We start from the raw sequence: 21,364 nt of genomic DNA on the forward strand, positions 1-21,364 counted from the left end.
TATGCTGCGCTTGCGTATCGATAAGCACAAACGATAGATTCAGCCACCAATTGAACAGTTTTACTTATCTGAAATGCTGAAGCATTGGCCACCGCTGAACGCGCTGCGTGGTTTCGAGGCCGCCGCCCGCCTGGGTAGTTTCCACAGGGCGGCCGAGGAACTGCACCTGACCCAGTCGGCCATCAGCCAGCAGATCCGGGGTCTGGAAGCCTCGCTGCAGCAGCCGTTGTTCTTCCGGCAGGGCCGCAGCGTCACCCTCACCGACGCCGGCATCGACCTGCTGGAAACCACCCAGTCCCTGCTGCGGCAGCTGGCCAGCGGCATCCGCCGGCTCGATCAGTACCGCAAGCCGAATCAACTGATCGTCAACACCAGTCCAGCCTTTGCCCGGCATTGGCTGGTGCCGCGCCTGGCCAGCTTCCACCGCCTGCATCCCGACGCCGACCTGTGGCTGCTGACCAGCGAGGAGGCACCGGATATGACCACGCAGACGCTGGACGTGGCGGTACGCGATGACCTCGACTCACAGGCGCAGTGCCAGCATCGCGTGCTGCTGCAGGATCGCCTCTTTCCGGCCTGCCATCCGGCCCTGCTCGCCACGCCGGTGCACGAACGCCTCACCCTGCATGGCGAGCGCGAAATGGACTGGAGCCAGTGGCAGGTACAGGGCGGCGCCGATGTCGGCCAGCGCCGCGAAGGCATGAACTTCTCCGAACCCGGGCAGCTGCTGGATGCTGCCTGCCAAGGGCTGGGTATCGCCCTGGTCAGCGAGCTGCTGGCGGCCCGCGCCTGCGATCAGGGGCTGCTGCAGCCGCTGGATGAGGCACGCGTGCGCGGCCCGCGCTGGAGCTGGCTGGTGCATGAGGACAGCGCGGCCGATCCGCTGGTGATCAGTTTCTGTGAGTGGTTGCTGGCGAGTCTGCCCGCAGAAGCTACTTCTGCTGCAGCGCGCGCTTGACCGCCGCCTCGGCCAACGGCGCCATCACCGCATAGCCCTTCGCCGTGGGATGCACGCCATCCTCGGCCAGCTGCGGATCGAGTCCTCCGGCGGCATTGGTCATCGGCGTGTAGTAGTCCAGATAGACCAGCTGCTGCGCATCGGCATAGCGCTTCAATGCCGTGTTCAATGCACGCACCTTCGGCGCTGGCGCTGTTCCCGGCAGCCACGGGTAATCGCTGACCGGCAGCACCGATGCCAGCACCACGGCGATGCCATGTGCACGGGCCAGGTCCACCATCGCATGCAGGTTGTCTTCAATCATCGCCTGCGTGGACGGGCCGGTGTTGCCGGCAATGTCGTTGGTGCCGGCCAGGATCACCACCACCTGTGGCTTCAGTGCCAGCACGTCCTGCGGGAAGCGCACCAGCATCTGCGCCGTGGTCTGGCCGCTGATGCCGCGGTTGAGCCAGCCCTTGCCGGGGAAGAATCCGGCGCTGCCTTCCGCACCCCAGCCTTCGGTGATCGAGTCGCCGAAGAACACCACGCGCGGCTGGCCCGGCACGGCCGCAGGCAGTCGCGCGTTGGCATCACGATAGCGCTGCAACTCCGGAAAATCGGCCAGGCGCTGCTGCATGAAACGAACCTCGTCGGGGCGCAACTGGTCGATGGGCGTCTGCAGCATCGGATTGACTGCGACGGCTTCGGCGGCACCCAGCGGAGAAGCCAACGCGAGGCCCAACGTCACGACGGTTGCAGCGGCAAGCTCAACAGGTCCACGCATGCGGGTACTCCTGAAATCATCCTGCGCAGTCTAACGCCCTGCCCTGTGCTCAGCGTGCAGCCGTACGCGCCGCTACACCCGTGACTTTCGCCGGCATCCACATGCCCGGCGTCCAGCCGCTGGCGGCCAGGATCGTTTTCGGGTTGTCCTGCTGGATCAGCGCACGCACCGCATCACGCTTGTCCTTGGCCTGCAGGTAATAGGCCTTGGCGATGCGGTAACCCACCCAGTACCCCAGGTCGTAGGGTTCCTGCGAGCCAGGCTTGTAGTTGTACAGCCACGGCGACAGATCGGTGCTGTCCAGATCCAGCGCGAACGCGCTTTCGATATGCACTTCCCGGCCACGGGTCCAGGCCGCGTGACGCCCATTGCCGACGTTGCCGGAAATCAGCTCGGCGATGAACTCGGCGATGCCCTCGCCCAGCGACACGCGCAGCACTGTCGCGCGCGGGTCACCCGGCTCGAAGTCGATCAGGCCGGTCTGCTGGATGTGCACGTATTCGTGTGCGATCACATGCACGAAGCGATCCTGCACATTGGCATTCATGAAGTCGGCCGCGCACAGCGCTTCCAGACCAATGATCACGCCGCTTTTCGAGGTCAGCCCGACCGGCCGGCCGCGGCCCACCGCGATGGTCACCGGCGGGAACCGGGTCTGCGGGTAGATCGCCTGCAGGTTGGAAAACACCTGCGTCAGGCGTTGCTTCACCGCGGGCAGTTCGGCCAGGCAGTTTCGTCCCTGTGCATACAGCTCGGGCTGGCTGGCGATGGACTCGGCAATGCGTTCAGGAGTGACCCGGCGCGCCTTGGCCAGTTCGGCCAGGCCGGCCGAACCCTCGGCCAGGTATCCACGCAGCTGCGCAACGCTGGGCTTGCCGCCAGCGCTGTCATAAAGTGCATAGAAACGGCTGACATCCTCGGTGAGGATCTGCGGCCCTGCCGGTACCGCTGCGGTGGCCACGCCTACCGCCCCGGCACAGGCCAGGGCCAACAGGCCGCGCAGGATCATGAACATCGCTCCGTCCTTGGTGGAGTGCATGCGAAGCGCGCAATCTATCACTCCGCCCGGCCCACTGCAGCAGGCGGATGCGGGCGCACCGGCGCTGTGCCAGACTCGCTTCGGCACCTGCCATGGAAGATGGAGCACCGCACGATGATGATCGTTCCCGCGTACTGGGCCGAAGCCCGCCTGCAGGCCCGTTTCCGTGGCCGGCCGGTGGTCGTGCGCCGCTTCGGCTGGTCCGACGAAGGCCCTGCCGAGGCGCAGGTGCACGCCGATCGCCGCGCCAACGAAGCCCTCAATGCCATCCTCGCCGGGCAGGCGCTTCCGCGACGCGAAGTGCGCAGCAACTACGGCGTGGAGGGCGTGCCGATCCGCGAGCAGATCGTGCAGCGCGACGGCGACGTCATCATTACACGCAACAGCTACGGTGCGCTGTGCCTGAACACCCCGGACGTGCTGTTCGCCGACATCGATCATGCGCAGCCACCTGCCGGTTGCGTGATGCCTGCAATCATCGCCGCAGTGCTGCTGTTCGCTGGCGCCGTCATCGGCACTCTGCTCTGGCACTGGCTGGTGGGACTGGTGCTGGGGGTGGCAGCGGTGCTGCTGGTCAACACGGCGATGCTGATGCAGCGCAAGCGGCGCCTGGCCGCGGCCGGTGGCGCCGAAGGCGTAGCCCTGCAGCGGGTCGCGGCCTTCAGCGAACAGCATCCGGACTGGCATCTGCGTACGTACCGCACGCCGGCTGGATTGCGCGTGCTGGCCATGCACGCCACGTTCCTGCCCGAAGACGAGCAGCTTCAGGCGTTCTTCAGAACGCTGGGCGCCGACACCCTGTACGCGCGCATGTGCCGGCTGCAGCACTGCTTCCGTGCGCGCCTGACACCAAAGCCGTGGCGCGTTGACCTGAGGTACCGCATCCGTCCGCCGGTGGCCGCGTGGTCAGCCGAGCAGGCCAACAACCCGGATCGCCTGGCCTGGATTGCCGAGTACGAAAAGAAGAGTGCCGGCTTCGCCGCGTGCGCCTACCTGCGCAGTTTCGGTGATACCACGCGCATCCATGCCAAGGCCGAGCACGTGCGCGAACTGCATGACCGGTTGGCGCATGCGCAGGACCGCCTGCCGTTGGCGTGAGCTCGGGTGCTCAATCAGCGCTCTGCACGAACGGCTGCCCTGCCAGGGTAGTGCCCAGCCGCACCGCAATCTGCTGTTCACCCTTCTCGAAGGTCGTCGCGCACTGCTTCCCGCCCTTCTGGCACCCCACTTCCGGAAAGCCCTCCAGCGATTCCGGCGCGCCCTGCGCCGGCTTCACCTGCCATCCCGCAGCATCCAGCAGGCGCTTGGCCTTGGCGTAGGGCATGCCGGCGATGATCCCCAGCTGCGCCAGCTCGGTGGGTAGCGACTGGGCATGGGCGTTTGAAACCAGGACCAACGACAACGTTGCAGCAAGAACGATGGCTTTCATTGCACCGACCCGGGACGAACTCACAGGGTCAGCCTAGCCCATCTGCGTGGCATGCGAATGTGCCGGTAACACGTCGTTACCGAGTCTCCACAGTTGATTGCAGAGCACGTGCGGCTGGTTACAGCCGAGCGTGGGCTTGGCGCTACAGCAGGATGCAGGAAGGCCACCCGGAGGTGGCCTTCCTGTTCCTTCACTTGGCGTTCTTCACGTAGGTGTCGAACCAGTTCAGCATTTCCGATACCAGCTGCTCGTTCGACTCCAGCGCGGTGTACCAGTGCGGCTCGTTCGGCAGCATCACCAAGCGGGTGGTACCGCCGTTGCCGCGGATCGCCTGGTACAGCTTGCGCGACTGGAACGGCTCGGTGCCCGGGTTGGCGTCGTCCTCGCCGTGGACCAGCAGCAGCGGCAGCTTGATCTTGTCGGCATAGAAGAACGGCGAGGCCTTCAGGTACACGTCCTGCGCCTGCCACACCGAGCGACGCTCGTTCTGGAAGCCGAACGGGGTGAAGGTCTTGTTGTACGAACCACTGGTCGCCACGCCGGCCTTGAACAGGTTGGTGTGGGCGATCAGGTTGGCGGTCATCAGGCCACCGTGGCTGTGACCGGTCACGCCGATGCGGTTGCGGTCGACCACGCCCATGTCCACGGCCTTGTCCACCGCCGCCTTGGCATCGGCTTCCAACTGCTCCAGATAAGTGTCGTACGCGTTCTTCGGGTCCCCGACGATAGGGAACGAGGCGTTGTCGATGATCGCGTAGCCGGCCAGCAGCATCAGGCGGTACGGCTGCAGACGGGTGAAGGTCTGCTGCGAACCGGACACCTGGCCGGCCTGCGCGGCATTGGCGAAGTCGGCCGGGTACGCATACAGGATCGCCGGCACGCGCTGGCCTTCCTTGTAGCCCGGCGGCGTGTACAGGGTGAACGACAGGTCCACGCCATCGGCACGCTTGTAGGTCACCAGCTGCTTCTTGATCTGGCGCACCTCCGGGGTCGGGTCGACCAGCTTGGTCAGCGCGGTCGCGGTGGACGCGAACTGCGCCTCGCCGGCCTTCGCATCAGCCACTGCCTCACCCTGCTGGCGGATGAAGGCATTCGGCGGATCGATCACCGACTGGTGCCAGGTCAGGTAGCGCCCCGGCGTGCTGCTGAAACCGAGGAACTGTTCGTAGGCGTCGGCACTGCTGCGGAACAGGCGCTCGCTCTTCAGGGTGCCCAGGTCCAGGCGGTCCAGGAACGGACGGTCGCCCTGCGGCGACGCGCCACGGCCGCTGAGGAACACATGGTTGCCCTCACGGCGCACCACCTGCGCGCCATTCGGCAAGCGGGCAAAGACCAGGTTGCCGGGGTTGGCGTACAGCTCGTCGCTGGACATGTCCCACAGCAGGCGGCCTTCCTTCTTCGGCTGGTCCACATCGACGATGCGGGTCTGCATCCAGTGGCGGTTCTCGTCGTTCTCGTACTGGAACGCCACGGCCGGATCGGCGGTCCACGCGAAGCCCTCAAATCGCTGCGCGGTACGGGTGATTTCGGTCGGCTTGCCGTTGAACGGGGCCTTCAGCATCAGCACGCGGTCGCGGTGCGGCACGTTGACCTTCCAGTCGCCCTTGTCCAGTGCCTCGGCATAGACCAGGGTGGCCGGATCGGTGGCACGCCAGTCGAAGCCACGCGGGCCTTCCGGTACACCATGCACCGGCACACGGTCGGCCAGCGGCAGGCTGGCGATCGGCGTGGACTTGCCGCTGCCGATATCCAGCACGGCCACGTCATTGGCGAAGCGCTGGTAGGTCACCGCATGCGAGTACGGTGCCTTGATCGACTCGGTCAGCACATGCACGCCATCGGGCGCGGCGCTGACGTCGTTGAACAGCGCCGGCTGCCCGACCGGGCGCACGCTGTTGGCGGCGGTATCGACCACGGCCAGCTGCGAGGCACCGTAATAAGCGAACAGCTTCTCGTCATGCACGCTGGTCAGCGTGTCGCGGGCTTCGTAGGTGCTGCTCTCGCCACTGCTGCCCAGCGACTCCTGTGCATCCGGGCCGGTCGGTACGCCGCCGTTGGACGGTGCCGGGCCCTGGTTGGCCGGCACCAGCTTCACCAGCAGGTTCTGGCTGCCGCCCAGCCACTGCACGGTGTTGCCGAAGATCGGATTCAACTGCACGTTCGGAATCTGCTTCACCTGCCCGGTGGCCGCATCGCCCACCCACAGCTGCACGCTGGTATCGACCGCATTCTGGAAGGCGAAGTGGCTGCCATCGGCCGACCAGAGCGCGCCGGTGGCACAGCCCTGCGGCAGGTTGACCTTGGTCTCCTTGCCGCTGCCGATGTCGACCAGGGTGAAGTCGGCCACGCAGGCCGGAATGCCGTAGCCACCTGGCGTGTCATGGCGGCTGCGGTTCTTCGGCTCCAGGCGCACGCCGGCCAGCTTCAGATAGGGCTGGGCGACGCGGCTGATTGACGGGTAGGTCTGCGCGGTGGTCAGCAGCAGGCGCTGGCCGCCCGGGGCCACGTTCGGTGCCGGCGGCGGCGGTGCCTTCAGCACCTTGAGCAGGTGTTCCGGCGGCTTCGCGTAGTCAGCGAAGGCCGGGCCAGCGGCCAGCAGGCCGACGGTGGCAACGGCAACCGCCGCCGCCAGAGAGGTTCGACGGATCAGCATCCTTATCCCCTGGGGTGTGAATGGGCGCCCGAGGACGGGCAAGGGGCCCGAATCTAGCACCGCAGGGGTTGTCGTGAATGGGCCGGAAGGGCTAGTGGCCGGATGGGGCAAAGTGTGCCGCGCCAAGAGGTGCCGCTGGTGAGGCAGCACCTGCTGGGCATGGCATGGCGCTACTGCTGGGCGTGCAGGTCCCAGGCGGTGAGGTAATCCGGGTCGATCACGATCATGCCACTGTTGCTCATCCGGTACTCGCCCGGCTGGGCTGGCAGGTACTGGTCCAGCATCGGCGGCAGATAGCGCTCATGGCCATCGTTCTCATCGGCCAGCACCACGCCTTCATCGGCGCTGATGCGCAGTACCGTTCCTGCGTACTGCTCCAGCCCCTGCACCTGGCCGTCGCCGCCGTAGCGGGTTACCCCGACAAGCACCAGCTTGCCGATCATTTCTTCGACCTTGGCGTCGTCCAGGGCCGGCAGCATTCTTTCGTATTGGTCGCTCATCGGTGCACCTCCAAAGCCTGCAGGATCATCATGGACACGCCAGCTTCAGCGCTGCGACGACCATCGGCGACGCAGGGAGCAATCTGGCGGGCATATGTGTGTGTTGCAGGGCCGGCACGAGAATGCCGGATCCGCATCGGGTGAACGTTGGCAGGTACTGTGGGTGGCGGCCATCCGTGCCGGCAGAGTGGCCGTATCAGACCAGGATCAACACCACGCGTTGCATTGCATGCGGGATAAAGCGTGACAGCTGCGCAGTTGTTGCATGACGGCCTCCTGTGGAAGGTCACACGCGAAGTTGAAGCTCCACGGACCTGATGCTGACATCGCGCGCGGAAGGGTCAAGTGAAGAATGCGCACCTGTTCACCTTTTGTATCGTATTGGGGAGACTCGATTGCGCTTAACCTTCGCTTCACCCAGGGCCCCATAGGGTCAGCCTTCATCTGCAAGGAACGCTCATGTCCCGGCACGCATTCATACGATCGTGGTCCATCGCTCTGTCCGTGGCCACGCTCTGCGCCTGCGCCCAGGCCGCCGACCGCACGCCGATTTTTCAAGGAACCGACACCATGGCCCCATCCGTACCCGAGACCTCCCCACCTTCCCCGCTCACTGCTGAGCAGTTGCTTCTTCGGCTGCTGGACCTGATCAAATCCACGACGTCCACGCGTGAGTTGACCGCCGAACGCCTGTCTGCCGCAATGCAGGCACCGGCACAGGCCTTCGGCCCCGGACACTTCGGCTATGGCGGCACGCTGACGCCGGAATGGGGCTATGGCCTGGAACTGAAACGGGCCGGCGCCGCCGATGCACGGCTGGACCTGAACTTCATCGACACCAGCAGCGATCGCAGGGCCTCTGCCGCGGCGATCTGCCAGGTCGACTTCAACCACTTCGCTTCAGCGCTGGATGCAGCAGGCTTCAAGCGCGAGACGGTGCGTGGCGAGCATGGCCGGGTGATCTACGACCGCTTCAATCGACCGCGACTGAGCATCAAGGTCGACACCATGCCCGAGAACCCCGACGCCACCGGCGGCGCAACGCATGCCTGCGTGCGCCTCGTGACCGTGCAGTAAAGGGGGGGGCGATGACTACCCTTTCAGCAGAGACGGAACGCCTGCTGGGCGAGTTCGCGGACACGCCGGGCGTCACCACCGACCAGGTCGGCAACCTGCGCACTATCATCGCGAGCTCGCCTGTGCTGGCAAAGCAGGTGGACGCAGCCATCGCGGCGGGCCACCTGAAGCACTTCGAACTGCAGCCGGCTACCACCAGCGCCGGCGGTACATATCTTGGCGATACGAAATCGATCGCACTTCCTGCTTCGTCGCTTTCCACCCCCGCAGCGCCAGCCAGGCTGGACTCGGAGGATGTGACCTTCGTGTTGGGTCACGAGATCCAGCATGGCTTCAACCACGCCGCGACCCAACGCGCAGAGGAGCAGTTCGAAGCCGATCTGCTGGACGTTGCAGGCCGCACTACTGGCCGCGACTACACCGATGCGATCGGCACCCTGCTGGCTGCCAACCGGCGCGACGAGGCCTCGGCCAATATCGAAGGCTGGAACGCACTGGTCAGCCAGGTCCGCACCGCCAAGCCGGAGGCGACGCTGCAGGATCTCTACGACGCCACCCCGCGTGCGAAACAGTTCGTGCGCCTGCAGCCAGGCCCGCCGATCACCTATGCGGTGCATCCGGACCTGGCGCTCAACGACGATCTGAGCATGACGGCCACCGCGGCCAACATCGAGGGCATGGGCAGGCACTACTACGACGAGGGCGTGAGCTCACAGCTGGGCCATAACGGCAATTCGGACTACCAGAACTACTACGGTGCCTATGCCATCAGCCGTGCCTGCGAGTACGAAGCGGTCAACCCGGCACCCGATGGCATCAGCCGGATGGAAGTCAACATGAAGAAGCTGGGCCTGCACGAAAGCCTGCTGGAGCAGAACGGGCTGTACCTCGGCGAGGGTTCGCCCCCGCGCCAGCCGTACTTCGATACCAGCACTTCGCCGTCGACGCTGCACTACTTCGATCACACCGAAGGTACCCATCGCCATGTGCCCATCACCGCCCGGCACGCAGCGATGGGTGATGCTGCACCGGCGCCGCTTGCGGAAGGGCCTGATCGCTCCCTGCATGAGCAGATCCGCGGCAAGGTGGCCGAGCTGGATACCGCCAATGGACGCAGTTTCGATGCCTCCAGCGAACGACTGAGCGCCAGTCTGCTGGTGCTGGCCCGCGAGAACGGGCTGGACCGGGTTGACCATGTGGTACTGAGCCGGCAGACCGGCGATGCCGCCGCCGCGCAGAACATCTTCGTTGTGAAGGGGCCACTGGATGATCCTGCCTCGCTGCGCGCGTCATCACCCACCGTCGAGGCTGTGCAACGCCCCGTACGGGACAGCCTGGATACGCTTGCCATGATCAACCAGCGGCAGGCCGAATACGCATCGCAGGAACAGACCCACCAGCGTGAGCAGGTGCAGGAGCAGTTGCGCGGCGCACTGTCGCACTGAGGAACGGATGGGGGCGCCGTGGCTGCATGCCCCGGCGCTCTCCTGTGCCGGCAGCACGCTAGAATGCGTCCATGCGCACCGTCCAAGCCCTCCGCTACATCACCCCCTTGCGGGAAGGTGGCTCCCTGCCCGCCGTGGTCGAGACCGACGACGACGGCATGGCCGTACTCAAGTTCCGTGGCGCCGGCCAGGGCCCGAAGGCGCTGATCGCCGAGCTGATCGCAGGCGAAATGGCGCGTACGCTCGGCCTGCCGATTCCGGAAATCCTGTTCGTCGAACTGGACCGCGAGTTCGCCCGCACCGAGCCGGATCCGGAGATCCAGGAACTGATCCGTGCCAGCGAAGGCCTGAACCTGGGCCTGGACTACCTGCCCGGTGCGATCAACTACGACCCTGCGGCGATGCCGGTGGACGCCGACCTGGCCTCCCGCATCGTCTGGTTCGATGCGTTCACCAGCAATGTCGATCGCACCACGCGCAATCCCAACCTGATGGTGTGGCATCGAAAGCTGTACCTGATCGATCACGGTGCCGCCATGTATTTCCATCACGACTGGGCCAACGCCGGCGATGCCTGCGAAAAGCCGTTCGTGCTGATCCGCGACCATGTGCTGCTGTCGTTCGCCAGCCGCATCGCCGAGGTGGATACCGAACTGGCCGCGCGCCTGAGCGATGCCGAGATCGAGCGCATCGTCGGCCTGGTGCCGGACAGCTGGCTGGTCAACGAGCCGGCATTCGACAGTCCGCAGGCCTATCGCCAAGGCTACATCGACTATCTCAAGCACCGCCTGAAAGTGCGTGCGGTGTTCGTGCAGGAGGCCATCCGTGCCCACGCTGCACACGTATGACTATGCGGTCATCCGCGTGGTACCGCGGGTGGAACGCGAGGAATTCATCAACGTCGGGGTGATCGTCTCCTGTCCTGGCGCGCGTCATCTGGAGGCGGCCATCGAGATCGATCCTGCGCGCCTGCAGGCCTTCGCGCCGGCGCTGGACCAGGAGGCGCTACGGCCGTGGCTGGATGCGATCGTGGCGATCTGCCGCGGCGACGCCAGCGCCGGGCCGATCGCACAGCTGCCCGCGCGTGCGCGCTTCCACTTCCTCACTGCCAAGCGCAGCTCGATCGTGCAGATGTCGAGCACGCATGTGGGCCGAACCGCCAATCCGGCGGGTGTGGTGGAGCACCTGATGACGAAGATGGTGCGGGTACCGGCACCGACTGGGTGACGTCGACTGGGTGACGTCGACTGGGTGGCGTCGATTGGGTGGAGTCGATTGGGTGATGTCGACTGGGTGATGTCAACTGGGTGATGTCGACTGGGTGGCGTCGACTGGGTAGAGTCGACTGTTAGTCGACTGCCGTTTGCGGAAGGAACGAAGAGCCCGCGCTTCGCGCGATAGTCGACTAACTGTGATCTCTCGGTAGGTTGTTCATCCGGGGCATCTTTGGAAAATGGTGGTTACCACACCTGTCCAGTCCCCAAAGAGCCCGGATGAACCACCATAAAAATGCCCGTTTGACGCCGTTTAGTCGAGAACTTCTTGTCCGCCGCATCACTGAGCAAGGCCTTCGGCCAGAAGAGGCCGCCCAGGCTTGCGGGGTGAGTGTGCGCACGGCTTACAAGTGGCTGGCCCGGTATCGAGCCGAGGGCCTGAGTGGGCTGCAGAACCGCAGCTCTCGGCCCAGCCGCAGCCCCCATAGCACCCCCGAGGCGCTCGTTGAGCAGATCGTCCAGCGTCGACGTCAACGGCAAACCTACCTGACCATTTCCAAGGCACTGGGCGTGGCTCACAGCACCATTTCACGACTGATGCGTCGAAGAGGACTCAATCGCCTGTGCCTTCTGGACCCACCGAAGAAGGCGGTCCGGTATGAGTACGACAGCCCGGGCGGCTTGCTGCACTTGGATATCAAGAAACTCGGCAACTTCCGCCGGCCCGGGCACCGGGTCGATCCGAATCGGCGTGGCAACGCTGGCGGCGGTGGCTGGGGCTATGTCCATGTGGCCATTGATGACCACTCCCGAGTCGCTTTCAGTAGCGTTCACACCGATGAGAAGGGCTCAACGGCCTGCCAAGCGCTGCTGGCCGCCGTGGCGTACTACAGGACGCTGGGAGTCACCTTCCAGCGTGTCCTGACTGACAACGGCGCCTGCTATCGCTCCGGCGTCTTCGCTCGACTCGTCGCCTCGTTGGGCATGAAGCACTATCGGACCAAGCCCTACACCCCGCGAACCAACGGTAAGGCCGAGCGCTTCATCCAGACCAGCTTGCGCGAATGGGCCTACGCCTGCGAGTACGCTTCGTCAGAGCAGCGCGACGCCGTGCTGCCTGAATGGCTGCACCACTACAACTGGCACCGACCCCACATGGGGATCGGCAGCCAACCGCCTATTTCCAGAATCCCGCTGAACAACGTGGTGGGTTTACACAACTAACAGTCGACTCTACCCGGTCGGCTCTACCCAGCCGGTTATACCCTGTCGGCCCTATCTGGGCAGCGCAAACGCCATCACGTAATCACCCTTCGGGGTTTCCATGAAATGGTGGCCGCCGGCCATGATCACCACGTACTGGCGCCCGCCCTGCTCGTACACCATCGGGTTGGCCTGGCCGCCCGCCGGCAGCTTGGCATGCCACAGTTCCTTGCCGGTCTTCAGGTCGATAGCGCGCAGCAGGTCATCGGTGGCGGCGGCGATGAAGATCAGGCCGCTGGCGGTCACTACCGAACCGCCGTTGTTCGGCGTGCCGATCTCGATCGGCAGGCCGGAACGGATGCCGAACGGTCCGTTGCCGCGCGCACTGCCAAACGGTCGGTCCCACAGCAGCTTGCCGGTGCGCAGGTCGATGGCACGGATACCGCCATAGGGCGGCTGCTTGCACGGCAGGCCGGTGAACGGCAGCCGCCAGCCGGCATTGACCTGGATGGCGTAGGGCGTACCCACCTGCGGGTCGCCCGCGCCTTCGGCACCGCCCTTGTCGAACCGGACCTTCTCGCGTGGCAGCCAGCCCAGCCGGTCGGCCTCCGCGCGTGGCACCAGCCGGTTGTAGTTGGGCATGTCGTTGTAGTTGGCCACGATCACGCCGCGGCGCGTATCGATGGACACGCTGCCCCAGTCCGAGCCGCCGTTGTAGCCGGGGTACTCGATGGAATGTCGCTCGCTGCTCGGCGGCGTGTAGAACCCTTCGTAGTACGCCTTGCGGAACTGGATGCGGCAGACCAGCTGGTCAATCGGGGTGATGCCCCACATGTCACGCTCGGTCAGGTCATGTTCGCGGCGCAGCGTGTGGTACAGCGAAAACAGCTGGGTGGGAGAACGCTGCTCGGGTTCGACGCCGCCAACCGGTACCTTGCGCTCTTCGGCCGCGGTCAGCAGCTGGCCGTTGCGGCGATCGAGGATATAGAGGTCGCCCTGCTTGGTCGGCAGCAGGATCGCCGGCACCTTGCCCGCCGCCGTCGGGTAGTCGATCAGGCTGGCCTGCGACCCCAGGTCGTAGTCCCACACATCCTTGCGCACCGCCTGGAAATGCCAGGCCGGCTTGCCGGTGGCCACGTCGATCGCCACCAGCGAGGTGGAATAGCGGTTCTGGTTTTCCGTGCGCGAGCCGCTCCAGTAGTCGCCCGCGGCATTGCCCAGCGGCAGGTAGACCAGGCCCAGCGCTTCATCACCGGTGGCGGTGGTCCACATGTTGGGCGTGCCGCGCGTGTAGGTCTGCTCGCGCGGCGGCAGGCCGTTGCGCTCGGGCTGGTCCATGTCCCACGCCCAGCGCAGCTTGCCGGTGATGGCGTCGTACGCCTGGATCACGCCCGACGGCGCATCGCGGCGCTGCCCATCCAGCACCTGGTGGCCGGTCACGATCACGCCGCGCACGATGGCCGGCGGCGAGTTGATCGACACGTAACCCTGTGGCACCTCGCCCATGCCCAGGGTGATGTCGACCTGGCCGTTGTTGCCGAAGTTGGCGCAGGGGCGGCCGCTGTCCGCGTCCACCGCGATGATGCGACCGTCCAGCGTGCCTTCAATGATGCGCGCCCAGCACGCCGGACGACTGCCCGGTGCAGCGCTGCGGGTGACGCTGGGCGGCGGCTCCGGCAGGGCCAGATCGGCAGCGACATCGGCCAATGCCGCGTCAGCAAGGGTCGGCGTGCTGGGCTGCTCGTAATAGCTCACACCACGACAGGCAGCGGTATAGGGAATCGAAGCATCCTTCACCTTTGGATCGAACCGCCACAGTTCCTTGCCGCTGGCAGCATCAAGCGCGATCAGGCGGTTGCGTGCGGTGCACAGGTACAGGCGGTCGCCGATCTTCAGCGGCGTGGTTTCGGCACCCCAGCGCTTCTTCGGCATATCCCCGGTACGGAACTGCCAGGCCGGCTGCAGCGTGGCCACATTGGCCGGGGTGATCTGCTGCAGTGGCGAATAGCGGGTACCCGCATTGCTGCGGCCCCACGCCGGCCAGTCGCCCTCGGCGGGCTGGTCAGCCGGCTGCAGGCCCGTGGTATCGCGCGTAGGTTCCAGTCCGGCGCTGACCGCGCCTTCCGGGAACGGCTGATGCCCATCCACTTCACCATGCGGCGCGAAAGCCAGGCCGAAGGCGGCCACGAACACCAGCATCAGCACGCCCGCCACGCTGCGCGACAGGGGTTTTGAAACCGGCTCGCGCAGTGTCGGCGCCAGCAGCGCCAGCACGATGCCGAGCGCAGTCACCAGCCCGAGCCGCGGTACCCAGCGCCAGTAGTCGCTGCCCGATTCCCACCAGGTCCACAGCAGCGTGCCGATGAACACCAGCGCATACAGCAGCGCGCCGCTGCGGCGGTTGCCGAACAACAGGGTTCCGCTGGCCAGCAGGCCGAGCCCGGCGATGGCGTAGTACGCCGAGCCACCCAGGCTGAGCAGCCACCCACCGAGGCCACCGATGACCAGGCCGAGCACGACCAGCAGCAGTGACAGCACGGTGACGAGGGGATGCCGGGAGGCGCGGACGGGAGCAGGAGCGGACTGCGGCGTGGCGGACATCGTCGATCTCCGGGGGCAGCATGCGCCCTTATCCCACCGCCTGCGTGAAGCGCGCGCGTATGCGTGGCACCCGGATACGACGACGCCGGCGCAGGGCCGGCGTCGTCGGTACCTCAGGCTCGCGGCAGGATCACTCCTGCGCGGCGTCCTCGCTGCTGGCAGCAGCCGGTGCGCCGTCGGTCGTGGCCGGGGCGGCGGCAGCCACCTCGTCCTCGTCCTCGTCGATCGAGGCATCCATGCGCTCCACCGCCTGCAGCTTCTCGTCCTTGGAGAGGCGGATCAGGGTCACGCCCTGGGTGTTGCGGCCGACGCGGCTGATTTCCGAGCCACGCGTACGCACCAGGGTGCCACCATCGGAGATCAGCAGGACTTCGTCGCTGGAGCCCATCAGCACCGCGGCGACCAGCTTGCCATTGCGCTCGGTGGTCTGGATGCCGATCACGCCCTGGGTGCCACGGCCCTTGCGCGGATAGTCCGGCAGCGGGGTGCGCTTGCCGTAACCGTTCTCGGTGGCGGTCAGGATGTACTGAACGCTGGCGTCGTCGGCGCCGTCGATCACCGCATCGCCATTGGCGGCGGCTTCCTCGACACCGTTGTCGTCCTCGTTCTCGTCCTCGATGCCACCGGCACTTTCGGCCACGATCAGGCTGACCACTTCCTCGCCGGCCGGCATCTTGATGCCCCGCACGCCGGTGGCGGTACGGCCCATCGAGCGGACCTTGTCCTCGCCGAAGCGCACGGTCTTGCCGTTGGAGGCGAACAGCAGGATGTCGCGCTGGCCGTCGGTCAGGCCGACGCCGACCAGCGCGTCGCCCTCATCGAGGTTGATCGCGATCTTGCCGCGCGCCAGACGGAAGGCGAACTCACCCAGCGGGGTCTTCTTGACCGTACCGTTCTTGGTGGCGAAGAACACGAACTGGCCATCGGCGTAATCGCGCACCGGCAGTACGGCCTGCACGCGTTCACCCGGTTCCAGCGGGATCCAGTTGATGATCGGACGGCCGCGGGCGTTGGAGCCCGCTTCCGGCAGCTGGTAGACCGGCAGCCAGAACACCTTGCCCGAACTGGTGAAGGTCAGCAGCGTGTCATGCGTGTTGACCAGCCACAGCTGTTCGATGAAATCCTCTTCCTTGGTCGCGGCCGCACTACGGCCACGACCACCACGGCGCTGCGCGCGGTACACGCTCACCGGCTGGCGCTTCACGTAACCGGCATGCGACACGGTGACCACCACGTCTTCCGGCGCGATCAGGTCGAGGATGTCCAGGTCTTCTTCGCTGTGGCGGATCTCGGTACGACGCTCGTCGCCGAATTCGGCCTTGACACTGACCAGCTCTTCGCGGATCACCTGCAGCAGGCGGTCGGGATCTTCCAGGATGTGGATCAGCCCGGCGATCACTTCCAGCAGCTGCTTGTACTCATCGGTCAGGCGGTCCTGCTCCAGCCCGGTCAGGCGGTGCAGGCGCATTTCCAGGATCTGGGTAGCCTGGATCTCGGTCAGCTGGTAGCCGCCCTCGATCAGGCCCACGCCCTTGGGCAGGTCTTCCGGGCGCGAGGCTTCGGCGCCGGCGGCACCCAGCATCGCACCGACCAGGCCCGGCTCCCACACGCGGGCCAGCATGCGCTCGCGTGCTTCGTTCGGGTTCGGCGAGGTCTTGATCAGTTCGATCATCTCGTCGATGTTGGCCAGCGCGACGGTCAGGCCTTCCAGCACGTGGGCACGGGCGCGCGCCTTGCGCAGCTCGAACACGGTACGGCGGGTGACCACTTCGCGACGGTGGCGGACGAACGCCTCCAGCATCTGCTTGAGGTTCATCAACTGCGGGCGGCCATCGACCAGCGCCACCATGTTGATGCCGAACACCGATTCCATCTGCGTCTGCTGGTACAGGTTGTTCAGCACAACCTCGGCAGATTCACCGCGCTTGATCTCGATGTAGATGCGCATGCCGTCCTTGTCGGACTCATCGCGCAGCTCGCTGATGCCTTCGATCTTCTTTTCCTTGACCAGCTCGGCGATCTTCTCGATCAGACGCGCCTTGTTCACCTGGTAAGGAATTTCGGTGACGATGATCGACTCACGGCCGTTGTCGGCCACTTCGATATCGGCCTTGGCACGGATGCGCACGCGGCCACGGCCGGTGCGGTAGCCGGCGACGATGCCGGCGGTGCCGTTGATGATGCCGGCGGTCGGGAAATCCGGGCCCGGGATGTACTCCATCAGGCCGTCGACGTCGATTTCCGGGTTGTCGATCAGCGCGATGCAGGCGTTGATCGATTCGCTCAGGTTGTGCGGCGGGATGTTGGTCGCCATGCCCACCGCGATACCGGCCGAACCGTTGACCAGCAGGTTCGGGAACCGGGTCGGCATGACCGTCGGCTCCAGTTCCTTTTCGTCGTAGTTGGGCTGGAAATCGACGGTTTCCTTGTCGATGTCCGCCATCAGCTCATGCGCCAGGCGCGACATGCGCGCTTCGGTGTATCGCATTGCCGCGGCGGAGTCGCCATCGATGGAGCCGAAGTTACCCTGGCCATCAACCAGCATGTAACGCAGCGAGAACGGCTGTGCCAGGCGCACCAGCGTGTCGTACACCGACTGATCGCCATGCGGGTGGTACTTACCGATGACGTCACCGACGATACGCGCCGACTTGAAGTAGGGCTTGTTGCTGTGCGCGTTGAGTTCATTCATCGCGAACAGCACGCGGCGATGCACCGGCTTGAGGCCGTCGCGCGCATCCGGGAGCGCGCGGCCCACGATCACGCTCATGGCGTAATCGAGGTAGCTCTTGCGCATCTCGTCTTCCAGGTTGACCTGGATGATTTCCTTGGCGGTTTCTGCCATTCGGGTTCCGTTGTCTGGTAGCGGTCCAGTCCGGCGCAGCCCCCTCCGGGAGGGGGTCGTGCCGGAACCTCGATTCAACCTGCGGATATTACCACAACAGGCCGTTTTCCGCCTCCCTTTACGGGTATTTTACCTGCACAAATCAGGAACTTAGGGGGTTGCCGGCCCGCGGCCGGCACCACCGGGGGGCGGAGGTCACGCGGCCCCTCCCCCGCGCGTCAGCCGCCGAAGGCGGCGCGCATGTTCTCCGGGGTCGGGTTCAGGATCACGCCGCGCTCGGTCACGATGGCGTCGATCAGCTCGCTCGGGGTGACGTCGAACACCGGGTTCCAGGCAGCGATGCCCTCTGCCACCGTGCGGGTGCCGCCCACGCCGTACAGCTCGCCCGGATCGCGCTGCTCGATCTCGATCTGGCTGCCGTCCACGGTCTCCATGTCCACCGTCGAGGACGGCGCCACGACCATGAACTTCACGCCGTGATGGCGGGCGGCGATGGCCAGCTGGTAGGTCCCGATCTTGTTGGCGGTATCGCCGTTGGCGCAGATGCGGTCGGCACCGACGATCACCCACTGCACAGCGCCGGTCTTCATCAGGTGCGAGGCGGCCGAATCGGCGATCAGCGTGGCGTCAATGCCATCCTGCTGCAGCTCCCACACGGTCAGCCGCGCGCCCTGCAGCCACGGACGGGTCTCGCCAGCGAACACGCGGGCAATGCGGTGTTGGGCCATGCCGGCGCGGATCACACCCAGCGCGGTGCCGAAGCCGGCGGTGGCCAGCGAGCCGGTGTTGCAGTGGGTCAGCACGCCGCTGCCGGCTTCGATCAGGCCTGCGCCCAGCGCGCCCATGTGGCGATTGGCGGCCAGGTCTTCCTCGGCGATGGCCTGCGCTTCCGCCTCCAGCTTCGCCTTCCAGTCAGCACCGGCGGCATTCAGGCAACGGCGCATGCGCGCCAGCGCCCAGGCCAGGTTGACGGCGGTCGGACGCGAAGCGTTCAGACGCTGCAGCGCCGGTTCCAGCTGCTGCAGCGCGTGCGCACCGTCTGCGGCCTGCACGTCACGTGCGGCCAGCACCACGCCCCAGGCGGCGGCGATGCCGATGGCCGGCGCACCGCGCACGGTCAACGCGTGGATGGCCGCAGCCACTTCGTCACTGTCATGGCAGACCACATGCTCGACCACGAACGGCAGCTTGCGCTGGTCCAGCAGTTGCAGGGCATCGCCGGTCCACAGGATCGGGCGGATATGGTCGTAACGGGCGTAGTCGATGTCGGAGGCAGTGTTCATGGGCCCATTGTAGGGCCACGCCCCCCGGGGTTGGAGCCCGCCCGGGCTCAATTCACCGAGAACTCGGCGCGGCAGCCACCGTCCACCCAGATGCCGTTGCGGTTCCAGCCCCAGGTGTTGCCTTCCTCGCACGGGGTGCTGGACAGCTGCTCGGAGACGGCGGCACCGACCGAGATGCTGGCGCCGCAGAAGCGGCGCTTCTTCGACTTCGATTCACAGGTCAGCCGGCGTGGTACGTCAACGAATCGGCCGTCCTCGTCAGCCACTTCGAAATCCCCCTGGCAACCGCGGCTGGTCCAGACTTCATTGCGCTTGTAGCCCCAGCCCTGTCCTTCGCGGCATGGCAGCGCCGACAGCTGGCGCAGCAGGCGTACTGGCGCGCCATCCAGGCGCACCGGGCAGCTCTGCGGGCGACCATTGGATTCACAACGCACCACGCGACGGACCAAGCGCTTGCCCTCGCTGGCTACCGGCGCGCCACCCGCAGCGCGGCGTGCGCGGAACTCGGCGCGGCAGCCCAGCGTGACCCACACGCCACTGCGGTCGGTGCCCCATTCGCTGCCACGGATACAGCTGCTGTTGGAAAGCTGGCGCACCAGGTCGACGCCGTTGCTGACATCGATATCGCAATGCACCCAGCCCATGTCGCGTGATTCGCAGGTCACCACTTCACCGTCGTAGCCGGCCTGCTGGGCAGATGCCGATGACGGCAGCCAGGCACCCCAGAGCGCGATGGAGTAAACCGGTGCAGCGACAACCGCAAACCACTTGACCAAAGCCTTCCCCAGCAGGAATGGATGAACTGCGTGCCAGTGTCCGGCATCTGCCGTGATAAGAGCATCATCCTGCTTACCGAAGCAAGCGCGGAATCGCGGAATTCCGTTCAGTCTTTGACGTTCAGGAACGCAGGTCGCTCATGCGTGGGCAAAGTCGTAGGCCAGCACGTCGGCGATGCGCGGCGTGCGGTTCATCGCCATCAGGAGGCGATCGACCCCCACCGCCACGCCCGCGCACGCCGGCATCGATGGCAGCGCGGCCAGCAGCGCCTCGTCCAGCGCCGGCTGCACCTGGCCACGTTCATGGCGTCGCTGCAGGTCACGCTGGAAGCGCGCGCGCTGCTCGTGGGCGTCGTTCAGTTCGTGATAGCCGTTGGCCAGCTCCACCGCGCCCAGGTACAACTCGAAACGCTCGGCCAGGGGTGGTGTACCGGCACGGATGCGCGCAAGCGCCGCCTGGCTGGCCGGCCAATCATGGACCACGGTCATCACTGTGTCATCAAACTGCGGCTGGATGCGATGGGTCATCAACAGGTCCAGCCAGTCGTCGCGGGTCAAACCGACCGGATCGATGTGCACATCACCCATCGCGGCCCGCAATGCAGCCTCATCGGCCTTGAACGGGTCAACGCCCACATGCTGCTGGAACAGCTCGCGGTAGCTCAGCACGCGCAGGGTCGCACTGCGCCCGACCAGCGCCAGCGCCTGGCCGACCAGCTCGGCGGTCTCCTGCACCAGGCGATGATGATCCCAGCCAACCCGGTACCACTCCAGCATGGTGAATTCCGGGTTGTGGCGGCCGCCCGCCTCGCCATTGCGGAACACCCGGCCCAGTTCGTAACAGTCACCCACGCCCGCCGCCAACAGGCGCTTGAGCGGATACTCCGGCGAGGTGCGCAGCCAGCGGCGGCGTCCGCCGGCATCGACATGGCCGGTGAAATCGGTATGGAAGCTGTCGATGTTCGGCTCGGTGTTGCCGGCCACCGACAGGATCGGCGTTTCCACTTCCAGCACATCGCGTTCGGCGAAGAAGCGGCGGACCAGCGCATTGAGCGCGGCGCGCTGCTGCAGCGCGCGCAGCAGGGCCTCGCTCACAGGATGCCCTCCGGGCGCGGGTGGTCCAGCGGCAGGGTCAGCAGATCGCGGGTGTCATCGATGTAACCGCTCGCCAGATAGAGGCGACGGGCCAGCTCGTTGTGATGGTTCACTTCCAGGCGCAGGCGGCTTACGCCGCGGCCCCGCGCCCGCTGTTCGCAGATGGCCAGCGCCTGCTTGCCGCGGCCGCGACCACGCGCACGATGGCTCAGGTACAGCTCGTCCAGCAGCATGAAGTGGCCGCCCTGCTCCAGGCTGAAGCCCATCGCGATCACTGCGTAACCGACCACCTCGGCCGCCTCGTCCAGCCACAGCAGCACTTCGCCGTTGCGTGGGTCGGCCAGCAGCGCATCCACGCCGCGACGCACGCGCGCGTCGTCGAAGTCGATCCTGTCTTCGGCATAGAACTCGCGCATCAACGCGATCAACAGTTCTTCGTCGGCACGGGTGGCCAGGCGGAAATCCAGTGGGGCAGTCTGCATC

General features: G+C 65.9%; 18 protein-coding genes. 7 read left to right on the forward strand and 11 right to left on the reverse strand.

Going from position 1 to position 21,364, the window contains the following annotated elements:
* Positions 1–73: 73 nt before the first annotated feature.
* On the forward strand, positions 74–958 hold the full coding sequence (locus Q9Q79_RS13015) for a LysR family transcriptional regulator (protein WP_005413886.1): 885 nt from the start codon (positions 74–76) through the stop codon (positions 956–958).
* Here the strand turns inward: Q9Q79_RS13015 and Q9Q79_RS13020 are convergent.
* Positions 933–1,721: an SGNH/GDSL hydrolase family protein gene (locus Q9Q79_RS13020; protein ID WP_201862264.1), complete on the reverse strand. Its 789-nt coding sequence runs from the start codon at positions 1,719–1,721 to the stop codon at positions 933–935. The two genes, Q9Q79_RS13015 and Q9Q79_RS13020, sit on opposite strands and share 26 nt — an antisense overlap.
* Before the next feature lie 49 nt (positions 1,722–1,770).
* Positions 1,771–2,736, reverse strand: coding sequence for a DUF2268 domain-containing putative Zn-dependent protease (locus tag Q9Q79_RS13025; RefSeq protein ID WP_032966912.1), 966 nt, complete (start codon positions 2,734–2,736; stop codon positions 1,771–1,773).
* Between the two features lie 138 nt (positions 2,737–2,874).
* On the opposite strand from Q9Q79_RS13025, the gene Q9Q79_RS13030 reads away from it, so the two are divergent.
* A complete protein-coding gene (locus Q9Q79_RS13030; RefSeq protein WP_201862262.1) occupies positions 2,875–3,858 on the forward strand; it encodes a hypothetical protein in 984 nt (327 codons plus the stop codon).
* A 10-nt stretch (positions 3,859–3,868) separates the two neighbouring features.
* Here the strand turns inward: Q9Q79_RS13030 and Q9Q79_RS13035 are convergent, their stop codons facing one another.
* The 3 genes from Q9Q79_RS13035 to Q9Q79_RS13045 form a co-directional block, all read right to left on the reverse strand.
* Positions 3,869–4,189 carry a hypothetical protein gene (locus Q9Q79_RS13035; RefSeq protein ID WP_005410210.1) on the reverse strand — a complete coding sequence of 107 codons (321 nt, stop codon included), beginning with the start codon at positions 4,187–4,189 and terminating at the stop codon, positions 3,869–3,871.
* 190 nt (positions 4,190–4,379) lie between these two features.
* Positions 4,380–6,842 (reverse strand): prolyl oligopeptidase family serine peptidase, encoded by a 2,463-nt coding sequence (locus tag Q9Q79_RS13040; RefSeq protein WP_201862260.1) that lies wholly within the window; start codon positions 6,840–6,842, stop codon positions 4,380–4,382.
* 170 nt (positions 6,843–7,012) lie between these two features.
* Positions 7,013–7,342, reverse strand: coding sequence for a hypothetical protein (locus Q9Q79_RS13045; protein WP_154352903.1), 330 nt, complete (start codon positions 7,340–7,342; stop codon positions 7,013–7,015).
* A gap of 570 nt (positions 7,343–7,912) precedes the next feature.
* Between Q9Q79_RS13045 and Q9Q79_RS13050 the strand changes: the two genes are divergently transcribed.
* The 5 genes from Q9Q79_RS13050 to Q9Q79_RS13070 all read left to right on the forward strand — a co-directional run bounded on the left by Q9Q79_RS13050 (position 7,913) and on the right by Q9Q79_RS13070 (position 12,302).
* A complete protein-coding gene (locus Q9Q79_RS13050; protein ID WP_236672438.1) occupies positions 7,913–8,419 on the forward strand; it encodes a hypothetical protein in 507 nt (168 codons plus the stop codon).
* 11 nt (positions 8,420–8,430) lie between these two features.
* Positions 8,431–9,864 carry an XVIPCD domain-containing protein gene (locus tag Q9Q79_RS13055; protein ID WP_201862255.1) on the forward strand — a complete coding sequence of 478 codons (1,434 nt, stop codon included), beginning with the start codon at positions 8,431–8,433 and terminating at the stop codon, positions 9,862–9,864.
* Between the two features lie 71 nt (positions 9,865–9,935).
* Positions 9,936–10,712: a HipA family kinase gene (locus Q9Q79_RS13060; RefSeq protein WP_201862254.1), complete on the forward strand. Its 777-nt coding sequence runs from the start codon at positions 9,936–9,938 to the stop codon at positions 10,710–10,712.
* Entirely contained in the window at positions 10,690–11,091 is a 402-nt protein-coding gene (locus Q9Q79_RS13065) for a DUF3037 domain-containing protein (protein ID WP_201862253.1), read from the forward strand. Before Q9Q79_RS13060 ends, Q9Q79_RS13065 begins: the two co-directional genes overlap by 23 nt.
* A gap of 266 nt (positions 11,092–11,357) precedes the next feature.
* Positions 11,358–12,302, forward strand: coding sequence for an IS481-like element ISStma12 family transposase (locus Q9Q79_RS13070; RefSeq protein WP_201862251.1), 945 nt, complete (start codon positions 11,358–11,360; stop codon positions 12,300–12,302).
* 51 nt (positions 12,303–12,353) lie between these two features.
* Here the strand turns inward: Q9Q79_RS13070 and Q9Q79_RS13075 are convergent, their stop codons facing one another.
* The 6 genes from Q9Q79_RS13075 to Q9Q79_RS13100 all read right to left on the reverse strand — a co-directional run bounded on the left by Q9Q79_RS13075 (position 12,354) and on the right by Q9Q79_RS13100 (position 21,363).
* Positions 12,354–14,882, reverse strand: a complete 2,529-nt coding sequence (locus Q9Q79_RS13075) for a membrane-bound PQQ-dependent dehydrogenase, glucose/quinate/shikimate family (protein WP_201862250.1) — start codon at positions 14,880–14,882, stop codon at positions 12,354–12,356.
* Positions 14,883–15,012: 130 nt separating this feature from the next.
* Positions 15,013–17,727 (reverse strand): DNA gyrase subunit A, encoded by a 2,715-nt coding sequence (gene gyrA / locus Q9Q79_RS13080; protein ID WP_111197195.1) that lies wholly within the window; start codon positions 17,725–17,727, stop codon positions 15,013–15,015.
* 218 nt (positions 17,728–17,945) lie between these two features.
* Positions 17,946–19,010, reverse strand: a complete 1,065-nt coding sequence (gene mtnA, locus Q9Q79_RS13085; protein WP_201862248.1) for an S-methyl-5-thioribose-1-phosphate isomerase — start codon at positions 19,008–19,010, stop codon at positions 17,946–17,948.
* Positions 19,011–19,057: 47 nt separating this feature from the next.
* Positions 19,058–19,786: a DUF3011 domain-containing protein gene (locus tag Q9Q79_RS13090; protein ID WP_065183944.1), complete on the reverse strand. Its 729-nt coding sequence runs from the start codon at positions 19,784–19,786 to the stop codon at positions 19,058–19,060.
* A gap of 138 nt (positions 19,787–19,924) precedes the next feature.
* Positions 19,925–20,881 carry an EF-P lysine aminoacylase EpmA gene (gene epmA / locus Q9Q79_RS13095; RefSeq protein WP_005410221.1) on the reverse strand — a complete coding sequence of 319 codons (957 nt, stop codon included), beginning with the start codon at positions 20,879–20,881 and terminating at the stop codon, positions 19,925–19,927.
* Complete coding sequence (locus Q9Q79_RS13100) at positions 20,878–21,363, reverse strand: GNAT family N-acetyltransferase (protein ID WP_005413904.1); 486 nt, start codon at positions 21,361–21,363, stop codon at positions 20,878–20,880. Before Q9Q79_RS13100 ends, epmA begins: the two co-directional genes overlap by 4 nt.
* Position 21,364 lies beyond the last annotated feature (1 nt).

This window comes from Stenotrophomonas sp. a6 (assembly GCF_030913325.1).
In the GTDB taxonomy this organism is placed as follows: domain Bacteria; phylum Pseudomonadota; class Gammaproteobacteria; order Xanthomonadales; family Xanthomonadaceae; genus Stenotrophomonas; species Stenotrophomonas maltophilia.

What these genes read in the sequence shown, in the direction of transcription:
- Q9Q79_RS13100 (WP_005413904.1), bottom strand. Translation starts at nt 21,363, where the DNA reads ATGCAGACTGCCCCACTGGATTTCCGCCTGGCCACCCGTGCCGACGAA.
- Q9Q79_RS13015 (WP_005413886.1), top strand. Translation starts at nt 74, where the DNA reads ATGCTGAAGCATTGGCCACCGCTGAACGCGCTGCGTGGTTTCGAGGCC.
- Q9Q79_RS13055 (WP_201862255.1), top strand. Translation starts at nt 8,431, where the DNA reads ATGACTACCCTTTCAGCAGAGACGGAACGCCTGCTGGGCGAGTTCGCG.
- Q9Q79_RS13020 (WP_201862264.1), bottom strand. Translation starts at nt 1,721, where the DNA reads ATGCGTGGACCTGTTGAGCTTGCCGCTGCAACCGTCGTGACGTTGGGC.
- gyrA (WP_111197195.1), bottom strand. Translation starts at nt 17,727, where the DNA reads ATGGCAGAAACCGCCAAGGAAATCATCCAGGTCAACCTGGAAGACGAG.
- mtnA (WP_201862248.1), bottom strand. Translation starts at nt 19,010, where the DNA reads ATGAACACTGCCTCCGACATCGACTACGCCCGTTACGACCATATCCGC.
- Q9Q79_RS13040 (WP_201862260.1), bottom strand. Translation starts at nt 6,842, where the DNA reads ATGCTGATCCGTCGAACCTCTCTGGCGGCGGCGGTTGCCGTTGCCACC.
- Q9Q79_RS13050 (WP_236672438.1), top strand. Translation starts at nt 7,913, where the DNA reads ATGGCCCCATCCGTACCCGAGACCTCCCCACCTTCCCCGCTCACTGCT.
- Q9Q79_RS13030 (WP_201862262.1), top strand. Translation starts at nt 2,875, where the DNA reads ATGATGATCGTTCCCGCGTACTGGGCCGAAGCCCGCCTGCAGGCCCGT.
- Q9Q79_RS13060 (WP_201862254.1), top strand. Translation starts at nt 9,936, where the DNA reads ATGCGCACCGTCCAAGCCCTCCGCTACATCACCCCCTTGCGGGAAGGT.
- Q9Q79_RS13035 (WP_005410210.1), bottom strand. Translation starts at nt 4,189, where the DNA reads ATGAAAGCCATCGTTCTTGCTGCAACGTTGTCGTTGGTCCTGGTTTCA.
- Q9Q79_RS13070 (WP_201862251.1), top strand. Translation starts at nt 11,358, where the DNA reads ATGAACCACCATAAAAATGCCCGTTTGACGCCGTTTAGTCGAGAACTT.
- Q9Q79_RS13045 (WP_154352903.1), bottom strand. Translation starts at nt 7,342, where the DNA reads ATGAGCGACCAATACGAAAGAATGCTGCCGGCCCTGGACGACGCCAAG.
- Q9Q79_RS13075 (WP_201862250.1), bottom strand. Translation starts at nt 14,882, where the DNA reads ATGTCCGCCACGCCGCAGTCCGCTCCTGCTCCCGTCCGCGCCTCCCGG.
- Q9Q79_RS13025 (WP_032966912.1), bottom strand. Translation starts at nt 2,736, where the DNA reads ATGTTCATGATCCTGCGCGGCCTGTTGGCCCTGGCCTGTGCCGGGGCG.